This is a genomic window from Streptomyces sp. NRRL WC-3618 (assembly GCF_001280005.1).
GTDB lineage: Bacteria > Actinomycetota > Actinomycetes > Streptomycetales > Streptomycetaceae > Streptomyces.
The window spans coordinates 75,373-89,394 of the sequence record NZ_LGDW01000028.1 but is presented as its reverse complement, the minus strand read 5'-3'; the positions used below and the strand labels follow the sequence as shown (position 1 = coordinate 89,394).

At 70.1% G+C, this 14,022-nt stretch carries 12 protein-coding genes; 2 read left to right on the top strand and 10 right to left on the bottom strand.

Features of this window, described 5'->3' with window-relative positions:
- Positions 1 to 24 precede the first annotated feature (24 nt).
- The 9 genes from ADL01_RS04730 to ADL01_RS04695 form a co-directional block, all read right to left on the bottom strand.
- Entirely contained in the window at positions 25 to 1,029 is a 1,005-nt protein-coding gene (locus ADL01_RS04730; RefSeq protein WP_053740604.1) for a sugar phosphate isomerase/epimerase family protein, read from the bottom strand.
- 15 nt (positions 1,030 to 1,044) lie between these two features.
- Positions 1,045 to 2,265 (bottom strand): Gfo/Idh/MocA family protein, encoded by a 1,221-nt coding sequence (locus ADL01_RS04725; protein WP_053740603.1) that lies wholly within the window; start codon positions 2,263 to 2,265, stop codon positions 1,045 to 1,047.
- A 143-nt stretch (positions 2,266 to 2,408) separates the two neighbouring features.
- Complete coding sequence (locus ADL01_RS04720; protein ID WP_053740602.1) at positions 2,409 to 3,458, bottom strand: substrate-binding domain-containing protein; 1,050 nt, start codon at positions 3,456 to 3,458, stop codon at positions 2,409 to 2,411.
- A 17-nt stretch (positions 3,459 to 3,475) separates the two neighbouring features.
- Positions 3,476 to 4,495, bottom strand: coding sequence for an ABC transporter permease (locus ADL01_RS04715; protein WP_053740601.1), 1,020 nt, complete (start codon positions 4,493 to 4,495; stop codon positions 3,476 to 3,478).
- Positions 4,492 to 6,069: a sugar ABC transporter ATP-binding protein gene (locus tag ADL01_RS04710; protein ID WP_053740600.1), complete on the bottom strand. Its 1,578-nt coding sequence runs from the start codon at positions 6,067 to 6,069 to the stop codon at positions 4,492 to 4,494. Before ADL01_RS04710 ends, ADL01_RS04715 begins: the two co-directional genes overlap by 4 nt.
- A 165-nt stretch (positions 6,070 to 6,234) precedes the next feature.
- Entirely contained in the window at positions 6,235 to 7,416 is a 1,182-nt protein-coding gene (locus ADL01_RS04705; RefSeq protein ID WP_053740599.1) for an ROK family transcriptional regulator, read from the bottom strand.
- Positions 7,417 to 7,650: 234 nt separating this feature from the next.
- A complete protein-coding gene (locus tag ADL01_RS04700) occupies positions 7,651 to 8,613 on the bottom strand; it encodes a beta-ketoacyl-ACP synthase III (protein ID WP_053740598.1) in 963 nt (320 codons plus the stop codon).
- 139 nt (positions 8,614 to 8,752) lie between these two features.
- Positions 8,753 to 8,902: an MFS transporter small subunit gene (locus ADL01_RS45240; protein ID WP_199834752.1), complete on the bottom strand. Its 150-nt coding sequence runs from the start codon at positions 8,900 to 8,902 to the stop codon at positions 8,753 to 8,755.
- Complete coding sequence (locus tag ADL01_RS04695) at positions 8,877 to 10,220, bottom strand: OFA family MFS transporter (protein WP_053740597.1); 1,344 nt, start codon at positions 10,218 to 10,220, stop codon at positions 8,877 to 8,879. The genes ADL01_RS45240 and ADL01_RS04695 overlap by 26 nt, the downstream gene beginning before the upstream one ends.
- Positions 10,221 to 10,479: 259 nt before the next feature.
- Between ADL01_RS04695 and fdhD the strand changes: the two genes are divergently transcribed.
- On the top strand, positions 10,480 to 11,337 hold the full coding sequence (fdhD, locus tag ADL01_RS04690; protein ID WP_053740596.1) for a formate dehydrogenase accessory sulfurtransferase FdhD: 858 nt from the start codon (positions 10,480 to 10,482) through the stop codon (positions 11,335 to 11,337).
- A gap of 12 nt (positions 11,338 to 11,349) precedes the next feature.
- Here fdhD and ADL01_RS04685 read toward each other — a convergent pair whose 3' ends face one another.
- The gene (locus ADL01_RS04685; RefSeq protein WP_053740595.1) at positions 11,350 to 11,781 is read right to left on the bottom strand and encodes a MarR family winged helix-turn-helix transcriptional regulator; all 432 of its coding nucleotides are present in this window, start codon (positions 11,779 to 11,781) and stop codon (positions 11,350 to 11,352) included.
- 302 nt (positions 11,782 to 12,083) lie between these two features.
- On the opposite strand from ADL01_RS04685, the gene ADL01_RS04680 reads away from it, so the two are divergent.
- The gene (locus ADL01_RS04680) at positions 12,084 to 13,973 is read left to right on the top strand and encodes a sialidase family protein (protein WP_053740594.1); all 1,890 of its coding nucleotides are present in this window, start codon (positions 12,084 to 12,086) and stop codon (positions 13,971 to 13,973) included.
- Positions 13,974 to 14,022 lie beyond the last annotated feature (49 nt).

Genomic DNA, 14,022 nt, shown 5'->3' with positions numbered 1-14,022 from the left:
GGAAGCGGAACAGCCGGAAACGGCTCAGTCGTTGCTGCCGAACGCCGCGTCGAACGAGGCCGACGGCGGGTCGAAGTCGTACGCCTTGAGGCGGGTCAGTGCCTCGGGGGCGCCCTGGAGCCGGTCCATGCCGGCGTCCTCCCACTCCACGGAGATGGGGCCCTGGTAGTCGATGGAGCGCAGCATGCGGAAGACGTCCTCCCAGGGGACGTCGCCGTGGCCGGCCGACACGAAGTCCCAGCCGCGGCGCGGGTCGCCCCAGGGCAGATGTGAACCGAGGCGGCCGTTGCGGCCGTCGAGCCGCTTGCGGGCCTCCTTGCAGTCGACGTGGTAGATCCGGTCGCGGAAGTCCCACAGGAAGCCGACCGGGTCGAGGTCCTGCCACACGAAGTGGGAGGGGTCGAAGTTCAGGCCGAAAGCGGGACGGTGGTCAACGGCCGCCAGTGCGCGCTGAGTTGTCCAGTAGTCGTAGGCGATCTCGCTCGGGTGGACCTCGTGGGCGAACCGCACGCCCTGGGCGTCGAAGACGTCGAGGATCGGGTTCCAGCGGTCGGCGAAGTCCTGGTAGCCGCGGTCGATCATCGATTCGGGGGCCGGCGGGAACATCGCTACCAGGTGCCAGATCGCGGAGCCCGTGAAGCCGATGACGGTGTCGACGCCGAAAGCGGCGGCGGCCCGCGCGGTGTCGGCGATCTCGGCCGCCGCCCGCCGCCGTACGCCCTCCGCGTCGCCGTCGCCCCAGATACGGGCGGGCAGAATCGCCTGATGCCGTTCGTCGATGATGGCGTCGCAGACGGCCTGGCCGACCAGGTGGTTGGAGATCGCCCAGCACTTGAGGCCGTACTTGTCGAGGAGCTGGTGGCGGCCCGCCAGATAGGAGGGGTCGGCGAGGGCCTTGTCGACCTCGAAGTGGTCGCCCCAGCAGGCGAGTTCGAGTCCGTCGTAGCCGAAGTCACGGGCGAGGCGGCAGACCTCTTCGAGAGGCAGGTCGGCCCACTGGCCGGTGAAGAGTGTGAAGTCGCGTGACATTGTCGTCGAGCCTCCTCAGACCGATGTGGACGGGACAGCGATGGGCGTGTAGACGGAGTTCTTCTCCGCGCTCTCCTCGACCGCCGCCAGGACCCGCTGCACCTGGAGGCCGTCCGCGAAGGAGGGGCGGGGCCTGCTGCCCGCCGCGATCGCGTGGACGAGGTCGCGGGCCTGGTGGATGAAGGAGTGCTCGTAACCGAGGCCGTGGCCCGGCGGCCACCATGCCTCCAGGTAGGGGTGGTCGGGTTCGGTGACGAGGATGCGCCGGAAGCCCGCGTGGGTGCCGGGTTCGGTGCCGGCGTGGAACTCGAGTTCGTTGAGGCGTTCCAGGTCGAAGGCCAACGAGCCCTGTTCACCGTTGAGTTCGATGCGCAGGGCGTTCTTGCGGCCGGTCGCGTACCGGGTGGCCTCGAAGGAGGCGAGGGCGCCCGAGGCGAAGCGGCCGGTGAAGACGGCGGCGTCGTCCACGGTGACCTGTCCGGTGCCGGAGGCCGCCGCGGCGCTCAGGCCACTGGTCGGGCCGCCGGGCAACGGGCGTTCCCGTACGAAGGTTTCGGTGAGGGCGGAGACTCCGGCGAGCGGTTCGCCCACGAGGTACTGGGCGAGGTCGACGATGTGGGCGCCCAGGTCGCCGAGCGCGCCCGACCCGGCCGCCTCCTTGCGCAGCCGCCAGGTGAGCGGGAACCCCGGGTCGACCAGCCAGTCCTGAAGGTACGTCACCCGTACGTGCCGCAGGCGGCCCAGCCTGCCCTCGGCGACCATGGAACGGGCGAGCGCGGTGGCGGGCAGCCGACGGTAGTTGAAACCGACCATCGCCAACTGGCCGCGCCGCTCCGCCTCTTCGGCCGCCGCCGTCATCGCCTCGGCTTCCTCGACGGTGTTCGCGAGGGGCTTCTCGCACAGTACGTGCTTGCCCGCGGCGAGGGCGGCGAGGGCGATCTCGGCGTGGCTGTCGCCGGGGGTGCAGATGTCGACGAGGTCGACGTCGTCCCGTTCGATCAGGGCACGCCAGTCGGTCTCGGCCGCCGCCCAGCCGTGCTTTTTCGCTGCCGCTCGGACGGCGCCGGCGTCCCGGCCGCAGATCGCGGCGAGTGCCGGGCGCCTGGGCAGGTCGAAGACGTGGCCCACAGTGCGCCAGCCCTGGGAGTGGGCTGCGCCCATGAAGGCGTATCCGACCATGCCGACGCCCAGTGCCGGCGTGTCCGCCTCGGCGGCGTCTGCCTGCGGCTGTGCCATGCGGAGGTCCTCCTCGTGGTGGTGGGGGTGATCCAGTGGTCGGCTGCGGGTGCGTCGTGGCTGGTCGCGCAGTTCCCCGCGCCCCTTTGGGGCGCGGATGTACCGCATGCCTGAAGGGGCCCGGCAACTGACCCCGCCCTGTGCTACTTGAAGCCGGTCGGCATGTACTGGTCGACGTTGGTCTTGTCGACCACTGCCGAGTAGAGGGTGAGCGACGAGGGGATCTCGAACTCGGACAGGCCGCTCACGCCCTTGCCCTGGCCCAGTGCGCGGGCCAGGTCGATGGCCGACGCGGCCATCGTGGGCGGGTAGAGCACCGTGGCCTTCAGGACACCGTTGTCCTGCTTGATGGCCTGGAACGCGGAGAGGGCGCCCGCGCCGCCGACCATCAGGAAGTCCTCGCGGCCGGCCTGTTCGATCGCCCGCAGCGCGCCCACGCCCTGGTCGTCGTCGTGGTTCCACAGGGCGTCGAACTTGGGCTGCGCCTGAAGGAGTTGGGCCATCTTGGCCTGGCCCGACTCGACCGTGAACTCGGCGGCCTGGCGGGCGACCTTCTTGATGTTCGGGTAGTTCTTCAGGGCGTCGTCGAAGCCCTGAGTGCGCTGCTTGGTCAGTTCCAGGTTGTCGAGGCCCGCGAGTTCGATGACCTTGGCGTCGGCCACGCCCTTGAGCTTCGCGCCGATGTAGTGCCCGGCGTTGAGGCCCATGCCGTAGTTGTCGCCGCCTATCCAACAGCGGTACGCCTGCGGGGTGTTGAAGATCCGGTCCAGGTTGACGACTGGGATGCCGGCGCGCATCGCCTTCAGACCGACCTGGGTGAGTGCCTTGCCGTCGGCGGGCAGGATCACCAGCACGTCGACCTTCTTGTTGATCAGCGTCTCGATCTGGCCGATCTGGGCCGCGGTGTCGTTCGAGCCCTCGGTGATCTCCAGCGTCACGTCGGAGTACTTCTTCGCCTGACTCTTGGCGTTGTCGTTGATCGCGTTGAGCCAGCCGTGGTCGGCCTGCGGTCCGGCGAAGCCGATGGTGACGGCCTTGCCGGGGGTGTCGGCGGCGGCCGGCCGGTCGTCGACCGCGGCGGGCTCGTCGTCCGGCTCGTTGCTGGTGCAACCGGTGAGCAGGACTCCCGCCCCGACGGCGGCGGTGCCGAAGAGCAGTCCTCTGCGGCTGGTGAAAGGCGTCGACTCTGGCATGGCGGTGAACCCTTCCCTCAGGTCGTGCCGGCGGTACGGCGCTGGACGAGCACGGCGGCGACGATGATCGCGCCCTTGGCGATCTGCTGCACATCGCTCTGCAGGTTGTTCAGGGCGAAGATGTTGGTGATGGTGGTGAAGATCAGGACGCCCAGCACGGAGCCGACGATGGTGCCGCGACCCCCGCTGAGCAGGGTGCCGCCGATGATCGCGGCGGCGATGGCGTCGAGCTCGTACAGGTTTCCGTTGGTGTTCTGGCCCGAGCCGGACAGGATGATCAGCAGGAAGGCGGCGATCCCGCAGCACAGTCCGGACAGGAGGTAGAGGTAGAGGCGCTGGCGGCGTACGTCGATGCCGGCCAGGCGGGCGGCCTCCGCGTTGCCGCCCACGGCGACCGTGCGGCGGCCGAAGGTGGTGCGGTTCAGGATCAGCCAGCCGATGATCGTCACTACCGCGAAGACCAGCACCAGCGGCGGGATGCCGAGGATGTACGCGTCGCGCTCGCCGAGATCGAGGACGCCGTCGATCGAGACGATCTGCGTCGCGCCGTCCGTGATCTGGAGGGCCAGTCCGCGCGCCGAGGCGAGCATGGCGAGGGTGGCGATGAACGGGACCATCCCGCCGTACGCGATGAGCAGCCCGTTGACCAGTCCGCAGCACACTCCGACGAGCACGGCGGTGAAGAGGATGCCCGCGAAGCCGTACTCCTGGGTGGCGACGGTGGTTGCCCACACCGAGGAGAGGGCGACGATCGCGCCCACCGACAGGTCGATGCCCCCCGACATGATGACGAAGGTCATGCCGACGGTGACGACACCGATCACCGAGGCCTGGGTGAGGACGAGTTGGAGGTTACGGGTGTCGAGGAACTCGTCGGGCTTGGTGATGCCGCCGACGACGACCAGCGCGGCGAGGACACCGAGGAGGGAGAGGGTACGGACGTCCGCGCGAGCCACCATGGTTCGCCAGACCGGGGGTTGACCGGTGGACGGGAGCTTGTCGGTGCCGGTGCGTGGCGGGGACACGGGCTGCGTCATGATGCGGGGCCCCTTTCACCGGCCGCAGAGCTGCCGGCCGTCGAGCTTGTGCTGGCCACTGGGGCTCCTTCCATCACGAGGTCGAGCACGCGGTGTTCGTCGAGTTCGCGGGCGGGTGCCGTGTGGACGACCCGGCCCTCGCGCAGGACCAGGACGCGATCGGCGAGGCCGAGCACCTCGGGCACTTCGCTGGAGACCAGCAGGACGGCGAGGCCCGCGTCGGCGAGGCGGCGGATCACCGCGTACAGCTCGGCGCGGGCGCCGACGTCGACGCCCCGGGTGGGTTCGTCGAGCAGCAGGACGCGGCAGCCGCGCAGCAGCCAGCGGGCGAGGACGGCCTTTTGCTGGTTGCCGCCGGAGAGGGTGCGGACGGGCACGGAGGGGTTGTCGGGCCGTAGCGACAGCTCACGGGTGGCGGCGCGGGCGGCGCCCAGTTCGGCGCCCCGGTCGATCCAGCCGGCGCGAGCGAAGCGGGACATGGAGGAGACCGACACATTGCGGGTGACGGACTCCAGCATCAGCAGAGCCTGCGCCTTGCGTTCCTCGGGGGCGAGCCCGAGCCCGGCACGCACCGCGGCTCGTACGCTGCCCGGCTTCAACTCCCGTCCTTCGACGACGACCTGTCCGGCTGTCGGCTTGCGCGCGCCGTAGATCGTCTCCAGGATCTCCGAGCGCCCGGAGCCGACCAGACCGGCGAGGCCGACGATCTCGCCCGGTCGTACGGTGAGGTCGACGGGTGCGAACTCGCCCTCCCTGGCGAGCCCTTGGACTTCGAGGACCGGCGCGGCGGCCGGGTTGCCCGCTGTCGCCGGGCGCTCCGGGAAGACGTACTCGACGTTGCGGCCCGTCATCAGGGCGACCACCTCGCGGGTCGGCGTGGACTTCGCGGGGAGTCCGCCCGCCACCGCGCGGCCGTCCTTGAGCACGGTCACGCGGTCGCCGATGCGGCGGATCTCCTCCAGCCGGTGCGAGATGTAGACGACGGCGACCCCGTCTGCGGTCAGGTCGCCGACGATCCGGAAGAGGTTGTCGACCTCCTCCGGGTCGAGCGCGGCGGAGGGTTCGTCCATGACGATCAGCCGAACGTCGTGGGAGAGCGCCCGCGCCATCGACACGATCTGCTGCTGCGCCGCCGACAACTCCCCGACCAGGCGCCCGGGATCGACCTCGGGATGACCAAGACGCTTGAGCAGTGCGGCAGTTGACGCTTTGGCCGCCTTGCCCCGTACGACGAATCCGGCGGTCGTGGGTTCGTGGCCGAGGTGGACGTTCTCCGCCACCGACAGGTCCTCCACCAGGTCGAGTTCCTGGTAGATGGTGGCGATGCCGAGGCGCATGGCGGCGCTGGGCGAGCGCAGGGTGACGGGTTCTCCGCGCCAGGTGAGGCGGCCGTCGTCGGGCTGGTGGGCGCCGGCCAGGACCTTGATGAGCGTCGACTTGCCGGCACCGTTCTGGCCGAGCAGACAGTGCACTTCTCCGGCCTGGACGTCGAGGTCGACGCCGTCGAGAGCGCGGACGCCGGGGAACGACTTGGTGATGCCGGACATGCTGAGCAGCGGTGGTTCTGGTGCCATGACGGTTCCCCTTGGCAGGCGTGCGGGCCGGTTGCAGGGCGGTTCATTTGCAGGGCGGTTCGGTTCGCTTGCAGGACGGTTCACTTGCCGGGGAGGCGTTTCGGGCAAGCGCTTCAAGCAGGCGGAGCAGGGCGCTGTACTGGCGATCCGTGGCTACGAAACGGTCTACGCGGGCGAGAACAGGTGGTCGCTGATGAGCCGGGCCGCGCCGATGACTCCGGCGGTGGGGCCCAACTCCCCCAGAACGATGGGCAGGTTGCCGGTCGCCAGGGGCAGCGACTGACGGTAGACCTGGGTGCGGATCGCGGCGAGGAGGGTGTGGCCGAGGCCGGTCACCCCGCCGCCGATCACCACCAGGCCGGGGTTGAAGAAGCTGACCAGGCCGGCGATGACCTGGCCGGTGCGGTTGCCGCCCTCGCGGATCAGGTCGAGCGAGGTGGCGTCCCCGGCGGCAGCGGCGGCGGCGACGTCGACGGCGCTCAGCGCGCCGTTCGCCTCCCACCGGGCCGCGAGTTCCGCCGAAAGTCCCTGCTGGGCCGCCTCTTTGGCGTCACGGGCGAGAGCGGCGCCACTGAAGTGGGCCTCCAGACACCCCCGGTTGCCGCAGGCGCACGGACGGCCGCCGGGCACCGCCTGGATGTGCCCGATGTCGCCGGCGCTGCCCGTCACCCCACGGTGGACCTCCCCGCCGACGACGATGCCGCAGCCGATCCCCGTGCCGATCTTGACGCAGAGGAAGTCGCCCACGGAACGGGCGACGCCCGCGTGCTGCTCCCCCATCGCCATCAGGTTCACGTCGTTGTCGACCATCACCGGGCAGCCCAGTTCCTGGCTGAGCGCCTCCCGTACGGGGAAGCCGTCCCAGCCGGGCATGATCGGCGGGGCGACCGGGACGCCCTCGGGGAAGCGGACCGGACCCGGGACGCCGATACCGGCGCCGTCGAACTCCTCCGCGAGCCCGGAGGCTTTCAACTTGGCGGCCATGGAAAGGACTTGCTCGAAGACCGCGACGGGGCCCTCGCGTACGTCCATGGGCTGGTTGAGGTGTCCCAGCACTTCCAGTTCGGGGTTGGTGACCGCGATGTCGATCGAGGTCGCGCCGATGTCGACGCCGAGGAAGCGCAGGGCGGGGGCGAGCCGGATGTTGTGGGAACGGCGGCCGCCGCGCGAGGCGGCGAGCCCGTCGGCCACGATCAGGCCCGTCTCCAGGAGCCGGTCCACCTCCACGGCCAGCTTGGACCGTGACAGGTCGACCTGATCCCCCAGCTGGGCCCGGGAGTTGGGCCCACCGTCACGCAACAGACGCAGCAGCCGGGCCTGATGGGAGTTCGCGGGTCGCGCGGTCATACGTCTCACAAACCCCTCCCCGCCTAGTCAGGCACCAACCGGCCACGTTCTCCGGCTACTTCGCCGGGCTTTCGAGTGGAACGTAGCAGCGGGGGCCGGGGCTGGGAAGAAGTAGTGCACAGATTGCCGCCGACTTCTTCCACTGGCAGGACAAAGAAGAAGGCGCCACGAGGGCGCCTTGAACGGGCCGCGCAGGGACCCGCCCGTCCATGGTGAGCCGGAAGCTCGCCCGGCCTACGGGCAGCGGACGACCTGTCCCGCGTACGAGAGGTTGCCGCCGAAGCCGAACAGCAGGACCGGGTCGCCGGTGGAGATCTCCGCGCGCTCGACGAGTTTCGAGAAGGCGAGCGGAATGCTGGCGGCCGAGGTGTTGCCGGACTCGATGACATCGCGTGCCACGACGGCGTTCACCGCGCCGATCTTCGCGGCCAGCGGTTCGATGATGCGCAGGTTGGCCTGGTGGAGGACCACGGCGGCGAGGTCCGCGGGGGTGAGGCCGGCGCGCTCGCAGGCCTGGCGGGCGAATCGCGGCAACTGGGTGGTGGCCCAGCGGTAGACGCTCTGGCCCTCCTGCGCGAACCGTGAGGGCGTGCCCTCGATCCGTACCGCGTTCCCCATCTCGGGCACCGAACCCCACAGCACGGGCCCGATGCCGGCGAGGCCCGGCTCGGTCGAGGCCGGCGGCGGACAGGCTTCGACGACCGCCGCGCCCGCGCCGTCCCCGACCAGTACGCAGGTCGTACGGTCGGTCCAGTCCGCCACGTCGGACATCTTGTCGGCGCCGATGACGAGGGCACGCGTCGATCCACCGGCCCGTACCGCGTGGTCGGCGGTGGCCAGGGCGTGGGTGAAGCCCGCGCACACGACGTTGAGGTCCATCGTGGCCGCCGAGGGGATGCCGAGCCGGTTCGCGACACGGGCGGCCATGTTCGGGGAGCGGTCGACGGCGGTGGAGGTGGCGACGAGGACGAGGTCGATGTCGCTCGCGGACAGGCCCGCCGACGCGAGCGCCTTGGCGGCGGCGTGCGCGGCGAGCTCGTCCACGGGCTCGTCGGGCCCGGCGATGTGGCGCGTGCGGATGCCCACCCGGCTTCTGATCCACTCGTCGTTGGTGTCGACCAGTCCCGCCAGGTCCTCGTTGGTGAGCACCTTGGCGGGCTGGTAGTGACCGACGGCGGTGACGCGCGAGCCGTACATGGGTGGGTCCCCCTTGCTGCTTTTCGGTAGCGGGATCCACCAGTCTGATGAGTGACTCACCAGTACGACGGCACGCGATGCCACAGGATTAGCCCGGCCGTGTTGTCGGCTTCCATCAGACTCCGCAGTGAGCGAACACCTACCCCGTGAACAACTGGGTCGCCTTCTGCACCAGCTCGTAGAGCCCGTAGCAGAGCGGCGCCCCCACCCACAGCCAGGCGAAGGCGATCAGGGGCCGGCGGTCGGACAGCGGGCCCGCGCTCTCAGACGGACTGCTCTCGCTGGACATGGGCGGCCTCCTTCGGTGCGGGCGCGGGGATGTGGTGGCGGGGGTGGACGGGGCGGATGAGCTCGTTGGCGGCGAAACCGACGGCGAGCAGTCCGATCATGATGGCGAACGACAGCCCGTAGAGCGCCGAGCCGTGTTTGCCGGCCTCCTCCTGCCGGTCGGCGATCCAGTTGACGATCAGCGGGCCGAGGACACCGGCCGTGGACCACGCGGTGAGCAGCCGTCCGTGGATCGCGCCGACCTGGTAGGTCCCGAAGAGGTCCTTCAGATAGGCGGGGACGGTGGCGAACCCGCCGCCGTAGAAGGAGAGGATCACCAGCGCGCAGATGATGAACAGCGGCTTGGAGGAGTCCCCGAACCAGGCTATCGACGCGTACATCAGCGCGCCCACGCCCAGGTAGACGCGGTAGATGTTCTTGCGGCCGATGAGGTCGGAGGTGGACGACCAGCCGATACGGCCCGCCATGTTGGCCGCCGACAGCAGCGCGACGAAGCCGGCCGCCGCCGACACCGAGACCGGCGTGGAGCTCTCCGCGAAGAAGTCCTTGATCATGGGCGCGGCCTTCTCCAGGATGCCGATGCCCGCTGTCACGTTCATGCAGAGGACGACCCACAGGCACCAGAACTGTGGGGTCCGCACGGCGCTGCGCGCGGAGACCTGGACGCCCGAGAGGGCGCTGGGCCCGCTCGCCCCGTCGTCGCCGGCGGGCTTGTCGCCGCGCGGCACGCGCACCAGAAGCACTCCGAGGGTCATGAACACGGCGTACGAGAGTCCGTGCACGAGGAAGGCGAGCGCGATCCCGGAGCTGTCGGAGCCGAACGACTCCAGCATCTGCGCCGACCAGGGGGAGGCGATGAGCGCACCGCCGCCGAAGCCCATGATCGCGATGCCGGTGGCCATGCCCGGCCGGTCCGGGAACCACTTGATGAGGGTGGAGACGGGCGATATGTAGCCGATGCCGAGGCCGATGCCGCCGACAAAGCCGTAGCCGAAGACGATCAGCCAGTACTGCTCGGTCGCGGCACCGAGCGAGGCGATCAGCAGACCGGAGGAGAAGCAGATCAGGGCGACGGTCATGGCCCAGCGCGGGCCGTTGCGTTCGACGAGGGTGCCGCCGAACGCGGCGGACAGGCCGAGCATGACGATGCCGAGCTGGAAGGGCAGCGCGCTCTGTGTGCCGCTGAGGCCGAGGGCAGATTCCAGGGGCGGCTTGAAGACGCTCCAGGCGTAGGCCTGACCGATGGAGAGATGGATCGAGAGGGCGGCCGGAGGAACGAGCCAGCGGCTCCAGCCAGGGGGTGCCATGGGGGGACTCATGATCGGACGATAGGAACCGGCCGCATGGTTGGGAAGGCGGCCAGGCCAACTCGCCGACCGTATGCGGTGAACGGTATCTACCATGCGCCGAACGGTCGTTCGGACCGGACGAACGGTATCTCCGGCCACGCGGGATCGGCGTTTCAGGCCAGGTGGCGGCAACAGAGCCCAGGGGGCCGCAGTGCCACTGGGGACGTGCAGGACAATGGATCCGCGAGGGTCACTTGCCAGCACGTACAGAACCGGGGCTGATCACACCATGGGACGAGTCACGGAGCGACGCAGGGTGATCCGGGTCCGCGACGGGGTGGTCTCCGCCCGGCCGGACACGCTCGTCGCCGAGGAGCCCATGGAGATCCGGCTGAACGGCAAGCCGATCGCCATCACCATGCGGACACCGGGCGACGACTTCGCGCTCGCCGTGGGCTTCCTGGTGAGCGAGGGAGTGCTGGCCGAGCAGCGGGAACTGCGGAACATCGTGTACTGCGCGGGCGCGACGGCGGACGGCTCCAACACCTACAACGTGGTGGACGTGAGCACGGCCGCGGACGTGGTCCTGCCCGACATCACGCTCGAGCGGAACGTGTACACCACGTCGTCGTGCGGGCTGTGCGGCAAGGCGAGTCTGGACGCCGTCCGTACGACGGCCCGCTGGGCCATCGACGACGGCCCCGACGCTCCCCCGGTCCGGCTGGCGCCCGAACTGCTCGCGAGCCTGCCCGACCGGCTTCGCGCGGCCCAACAGGTGTTCGACCGGACCGGGGGTCTGCACGCGGCGGCCCTGTTCACGGAGGAGGGCGAGCTGCTCGACATCCGTGAGGACGTGGGGCGGCACAACGCGGTCGACAAACTGGTCGGCCGGGCACTGCAGAATGGCGACCTGCCCCTGTCCCGCACGATCCTGCTGGTCTCGGGCCGGGCGTCCTTCGAGCTGGCACAGAAGGCGGTCATGGCCGGGATTCCGGTACTGGCGGCCGTATCGGCACCGTCGTCGCTCGCCGTCGACCTGGCGGCCGAGTCGGGGCTGACCCTGGTGGGATTCCTCCGGGGCGCCAACATGAACGTGTACGCGGGCGAGGACCGTATCGCCCTGCGCGCCGCAGCCTCCCAGGGCTGACCGGCTCGTTCGTCACCCGGTGCCCGCGACCCGGGTGAGCAGAGCCGTCAGCAGCTCGCGTTCCACGCCCGTGAGCGGTGCCAGCAGCTCGTCGTTGGCCTTGCGCGCGGCCCGTTCGCAGCGGGCCAGCAGCCGTCGTCCCGCCGCCGTGACCGTCACCGCGTTCTTGCGCCGGTCGTGCGGATCGGGTGCGCGTACGACCAGTCCGGCGGCCTGGAGGTCATTGAGGACGCCGACCATGTCCTTGGCGTCGAGCCCCACCCCGCGCACCAGTTCGGCCTGCGCGACAGGGCCCAGCTCCGCGACGGCGGAGAGCACCACGTGGTGCCACATCTTCAGCCCTTCACCGGCCAGTGCGGCGGCGACGAGCGCCCGCCCACGGTCGGCGGCCCTCCCCAGGATCCAGCTGGGGAGGACCCGTATGGAACGAAGTTCGACAGACATACGAAAAGACTAGCCAATAATCATTGGACCTTCCAACGGTTATACGTTTATCGTTGGATCTCCCAACGGTTCTGCGGAGGAGCGCTGTGATCGCGTACGGCCGAATAGCAAGGTTGTCCTGAACCCGCGACACGCGGTTCTTGTGGGGCGGCTGAGCATCCAACTACCGTCTGATGCACGCCCGTTGGACGTAGGATGTCCAGATTTCCGGATGCCCGATTGTTCAGATGTCCAGACCTCTGAAGTCACGAACTCTGAATTCCAGACGCATGAAGTCCAGACGTTGAAGGGCAGGGCCGTACATGCCGTCAAGTCTTCCCGCACGTCTCAGATTCACCCTCACGGCCGTGTTCACCACGGCCGCTCTGCTGCTCGCGCAGCCGAGCCCCGCAGGCGCCGACCAGGCGACCCCGACGGCCACGTTCGAGCAGCAGGTGCTCTTCCGGGCCTCCCAGGACCCCGGCTACTCCTGCTACCGGATCCCCGCGATCGTCCGGACCCTGAAGGGCACGCTGCTGGCCTTCGCCGAGGGACGCAAGGACAACTGCGGGGACGCCGGTGACATCGATATCGTCGTCAAGCGGTCGACCGACGACGGGCGGACCTGGGGCCCGGTCCAGGTCGTCGACGACGGCGGGGTCGACACGCACGGCAATCCGACGCCGATCGTGGACCGGGAGACCGGCCGTGTCATCCTCGCGGAGAGCTGGAACACGGGCCGGGGCGGCGGCAACTGCCCGGTCCCCTGTGACCGCAGCCCCCATCTGCGGTACAGCGACGACGACGGGGTGACCTGGTCCCAGCCGCGCGACCTGAGCGCCGAGATCATGCCGGCCGAGTGGAACTCCTGGTACGCCACGGGCCCCGTCCACGGCATCCAGCTCACCCGGGGCGAGCACGCGGGCCGGCTCGTCTTCGGTGTCAACACCGAGACGTGGGAAGGCACTCGGATCAGCGCCAACCACGCCGCGCTGATCTACAGCGACGACGGCGGCGACCACTGGAAGGTCGGCGCCACCGACAGCTGGCCCATCGCGGCGGACGGCACCTTCCGGCAGAAACCGTCCGAGCTCACGCTCACCGAGCGCTCGGACGGCCAGATCCTGGTCAGCGGGCGCGAACAGGACGGGACGGATCTCGGCCACCGCACCCAGGCCTTCAGCGCGGACGGCGGCAGCAGCTTCCTCACCCCGTTCCGCGCCCTCCCCGACCTCTACGCGCCCCAGGTCCAGTGCTCCACCGTCGACTTCGGCGCCCGCGTCCTGCTGGCCTGCCCGGCCGACCCCGACCGGCGCCGCACGATGATGATCCGCTCCTCCTACGACGGCGGGCGCACCTGGGACAGCGTCGACCGGGGCACAGTGGTCACCCGGGACTGGTCGGGCTACTCCGACCTGGTGAAGATCGACAGCGAGACGGTGGGCCTGATGTACGAGGGTGGCACCGTCGAGGCCCGCGACGAGATCCGCTTCGCCCGCTTCACCCAGGACTGGCTGACACCGGCGCGCGGCCCGGACCCGACCACCCCGGACCTGGCCCCGCAGGCCCGTCCGGCCGCCGTCCTCGGCGGCGCCACGCAGACCACCGGCGTGTTCGGCGGCGGCGCACTGGAGTTCGACGGCGTGGACGACGCCGTACGCCTCCCGTACAGCGACCGGCTGCCCCTGGGCACCAAGGACTTCACGGTGGCCCTCTGGTTCCGGACCACGGCGACGTCGGGTGACCGGCCGCTGCTGTGGATGGGCGGGGTCGGCTCCACGCAGCCGCAGGTCTGGCTGCGCGCCGAGCCCGCAAGCGACCGCGTCCGGGGCCTGATGACGGTCCGGGACGGCGCGTCGGCCCTCAGGACGGCGTCCGCGACTTCGGTGGGCACCTACAACGACGGTCAGTGGCACTTTGTCGCCCTGCGTCGCGGCGGCGGCCAGTTCACCCTGTTCGTCGACGGTACGGCGGTGAGTGTGGCGGACGTGGCCGGTTCGGTCAGCCGCAACTCGGGGTTCGGGGTGCACATCGGGCAACGGGTGGACAGCCTGCAGCACTTCAGCGGCGCGATCGACGACGTACAGGTGTGGGACCGGGCGTTGACCACGCCCGAACTGTCGGCGGCGTCCGTGTCGGCGACGGCTGGTGCGAAGAGGGCGACGAGCGACACGGTGGTGCGGCTGCCGCTGGACGAGGTCAGCTCCAGCTAGGTGGTCCTTTTGCCGCCGGCCCGGTGGGGGCTGGTCGCGCAGTTCCCCG

What these genes read in the sequence shown, in the direction of transcription:
- ADL01_RS04730 (WP_053740604.1), bottom strand. Translation starts at nt 1,029, where the DNA reads ATGTCACGCGACTTCACACTCTTCACCGGCCAGTGGGCCGACCTGCCT.
- ADL01_RS04685 (WP_053740595.1), bottom strand. Translation starts at nt 11,781, where the DNA reads ATGTCTGTCGAACTTCGTTCCATACGGGTCCTCCCCAGCTGGATCCTG.
- ADL01_RS04700 (WP_053740598.1), bottom strand. Translation starts at nt 8,613, where the DNA reads ATGTACGGCTCGCGCGTCACCGCCGTCGGTCACTACCAGCCCGCCAAG.
- ADL01_RS04710 (WP_053740600.1), bottom strand. Translation starts at nt 6,069, where the DNA reads ATGGCACCAGAACCACCGCTGCTCAGCATGTCCGGCATCACCAAGTCG.
- ADL01_RS04720 (WP_053740602.1), bottom strand. Translation starts at nt 3,458, where the DNA reads ATGCCAGAGTCGACGCCTTTCACCAGCCGCAGAGGACTGCTCTTCGGC.
- ADL01_RS04680 (WP_053740594.1), top strand. Translation starts at nt 12,084, where the DNA reads ATGCCGTCAAGTCTTCCCGCACGTCTCAGATTCACCCTCACGGCCGTG.
- fdhD (WP_053740596.1), top strand. Translation starts at nt 10,480, where the DNA reads ATGGGACGAGTCACGGAGCGACGCAGGGTGATCCGGGTCCGCGACGGG.
- ADL01_RS04715 (WP_053740601.1), bottom strand. Translation starts at nt 4,495, where the DNA reads ATGACGCAGCCCGTGTCCCCGCCACGCACCGGCACCGACAAGCTCCCG.
- ADL01_RS04695 (WP_053740597.1), bottom strand. Translation starts at nt 10,220, where the DNA reads ATGAGTCCCCCCATGGCACCCCCTGGCTGGAGCCGCTGGCTCGTTCCT.
- ADL01_RS04725 (WP_053740603.1), bottom strand. Translation starts at nt 2,265, where the DNA reads ATGGCACAGCCGCAGGCAGACGCCGCCGAGGCGGACACGCCGGCACTG.
- ADL01_RS04705 (WP_053740599.1), bottom strand. Translation starts at nt 7,416, where the DNA reads ATGACCGCGCGACCCGCGAACTCCCATCAGGCCCGGCTGCTGCGTCTG.
- ADL01_RS45240 (WP_199834752.1), bottom strand. Translation starts at nt 8,902, where the DNA reads ATGTCCAGCGAGAGCAGTCCGTCTGAGAGCGCGGGCCCGCTGTCCGAC.